Origin of the sequence: uncultured Thiodictyon sp. (genome assembly GCF_903828115.1) — a bacterium.
GTDB lineage: Bacteria > Pseudomonadota > Gammaproteobacteria > Chromatiales > Chromatiaceae > Thiodictyon.
Genome location: NZ_CAIKKU010000363.1, coordinates 1 through 2,863, shown reverse-complemented (window position 1 = coordinate 2,863; position 2,863 = coordinate 1). Strand labels below are relative to the sequence as shown.

Sequence of the window (2,863 nt, the reverse complement as noted above, 5' to 3'; positions counted from 1 at the left end):
GTTGTCGTAATCGAATAATCCGACCACGATCACGACAACGACAACGACAACGACAGCGTACCCGGGATCTCGGTCACCACGTCAGTTCTGGTCGCACCCGCTGTGCCAAGCCCTAGATAACCTTTGAGAACCCGATGGGGCCGGATTTGTTCGCAAGATAGGCGTCGAAGGCCATACAGATATTGCGCACCAGGAGGCGTCCGCGCGGCAGGATGCGGATGGTCCCGTCCTCGATCTGGAGCAGTCCATCGCCGACCATGACCTCCAGGCGTTTCAAGGCATCCGCGAAATAGTCCGCGAACACGATGTCCCAGGCGGCCTCTACGGCCGGCATGGAGAGTTGGAAGTTGCAGATCAACCGGGTGATGACATCGCGGCGGATCAGGTCGTCGCGATTGAGCGTCAGTCCGCGGAAGACCGGCAGGCGGTCGGCGTCGAGGTCGGCGTAATACTCGTCGAGCTCGCGCCGGTTCTGCCCGTAGGTGTTGTCCACCTTGCCGATGGAGGTGACCCCGAGCCCGATCAGGTCGCAGTCGGCATGGGTGGAGTAGCCCTGGAAGTTGCGATAGAGGGTACCGGCGCGCTGAGCCTGGGCCAACTCGTCGTCCGGACGGGCGAAGTGGTCCATGCCGATATAGACATAGCCGGCCTCGCCCAGGCGCGCGATGGTGCTCTGCAGGATCTCAAGCTTCACCTCCGGGGCCGGCAGGTCGGTCTCGTTGATGCGGCGCTGGGCCTTGAAGCGCGTCGGCAGGTGGGCGTAGTTGAAGACCGAGATGCGGTCCGGGGTCAGCTCGATGATGCGGTCCAGGGTGCTGAGGAAGCTCGCCGCGGTCTGCAGCGGCAGGCCGTAGATCAGGTCGAGGCTGATGGAGCGGAAGCCTTGGGCGCGCGCCGCATCCAGGACCTCGAGCGTCTCCGCCTCGGTCTGGATGCGGTTGACCGCCGCCTGGACGCGCGGGTCGAAGTCCTGCACCCCCAGGCTCATGCGATTGAAGCCGATGCGCCGCAACAGGGCGACGGTCGCGGCATCCGCCTCGCGCGGGTCGATCTCGATGGAGAATTCGCCGACGGCGTCGTCCGCCAGGGTGAAGTGGCGACGGGTCTGATCCATCAACGCCTGCATCTGGTCGTGGCTCAGGAAGGTCGGGGTACCGCCGCCCCAGTGGAGTTGCTCGACCACCCGATGGCGGTCGAAGAGCGCGGACTGCATCGCGATCTCCTTGTGCAAGCGCTCCAGATAGGGCGGGGCGAGACTGCGGTCCTTGGTGGCGATCTTGTTGCAGGCACAGTAAAAACAGACCGTATCGCAAAACGGCAGGTGAAAATACAGCGACAACGGCCGCCCGCTCAGGTTGCTGCGCGCACAGGCAGCCTTATAGGCGGCTTCGTCGAAGCGCTCGTCGAACTCCACCGCCGTCGGGTAGGAGGTGTAACGGGGGCCGCTCTGGTCATAGCGGCGGATCAGGCCCAGGTCAAAGGAGATACCCTGTTCCATCGATTCTACCCTCAGGTGTCTGAAATGGTTGCGAGGCCCGCGCAGTGGGCGGACGCGGCGGCGGGGCCCGGGACCGCCGGGACCCCTCGCCGGGTCGCACCGATCGGCCGGGGCGCTGAAATGATCACGCTGCCGTGCGTGATCAGGCTGTTGTGCAATGGTAGTGGACGGTGACGGGCTCGCGGCGCCCCTCGGGCCGCCCGTCTTGGACTCAAGCCTCCTCGAACGCGCTCTGGTGCAGGGTGAGTTGCTCACGGGTCAACAATAGTACGCCCTCCCCGCCGCGCTCGAACTCGAGCCAGGTCCAGGGCACCCGCGGCAGGCGCCGCTCCAGTTCCTGGGCCGCGTTGCCGACCTCCAGGATCAGGATGCCCCCATCGCTCAAGTGGCGGCCGGCCTCCAGCAGGATCAGCAGCACCAGGTCCAGTCCGTCCTCCCCCCCCAGCAGACCCAGTGCCGGCTCGCGATGATATTCGGGGGGCAGCGCCGCGAGTTCCGCGCGTGCGACATAGGGGGGATTGGAGACGATGACGTCATAGCGCTGACCCGCCAGCGCGTCGAACAGGTTCGACTCCAGGACCCGCACCCGATCCCCCACCCCGTGGCGCGTCACGTTGCGGCGGGCGACCTCCAGGGCCGCGGGCGAGATATCGACCAGATCGACGTCCGCGTCCGGCAGAAAGAGCGCCGCGGCGATCCCGATACAACCGCTGCCGGCACAGAGATCCAGCACCCGACCGACCCGTGCGGAGTCGATCCAGGGATCGAAGCCGGCCTCGACCAGTTCGGCGATCGGGGAGCGGGGCACCAGCACCTGATCGTTGACCTCGAACGCCAACCCGGCAAACCAGGCGCGCCCGGTGAGATAGGCGGCGGGCACCCGCTCGGTGATCCGCCGCTCGATCAGATCCGCCACGGTTACGCGCTCCGCCGGGGTCAGGCGGCACTCCCGAAAGGCGGGGGGCAGCCCGGGTTCCAGTTCCAGGCAACTCAAGACCAGGTGCGCCGCCTCGTCCAGGGCATTGTCCGTCCCGTGGCCGAACCAGAGCCCGGCCCGGTTGAACCGGGTCGCCCCCCAGCGGATATAGTCTTGGATCGTAATCAACCCGTCAGGCTGTTCGGCCATCGCGATGCGTTTCCCGGTAGGTGCGGTTACCCGGCTGGCTGGCCGGCTCCCGCGACGCCCGCGGGAAGCCGACAAGCATATCACCGCGGCGCGCTCGGCACCCGCTCCAGTGCACTTGCGGGGTGCGATCAGAACTGATGTGTTAACGCACATGTCGTAGGGTATAGCGACCGGACGTTCTCACCGATCGGGCGTCGTTGTCGTTGTCGTTGTCGTAATCGTGGTCGGATTATTCGATT

At 65.9% G+C, this 2,863-nt stretch carries 2 protein-coding genes; both read right to left on the bottom strand.

What is annotated here, in order from left to right:
- Positions 1–112: 112 nt before the first annotated feature.
- Positions 113–1,498, bottom strand: a complete 1,386-nt coding sequence (gene hemN / locus QZY48_RS13260; protein WP_295431329.1) for an oxygen-independent coproporphyrinogen III oxidase — start codon at positions 1,496–1,498, stop codon at positions 113–115.
- Between the two features lie 211 nt (positions 1,499–1,709).
- Positions 1,710–2,624, bottom strand: coding sequence for a 50S ribosomal protein L3 N(5)-glutamine methyltransferase (prmB, locus tag QZY48_RS13255; protein ID WP_295431327.1), 915 nt, complete (start codon positions 2,622–2,624; stop codon positions 1,710–1,712).
- Between the last annotated feature and the right edge of the window lie 239 nt (positions 2,625–2,863).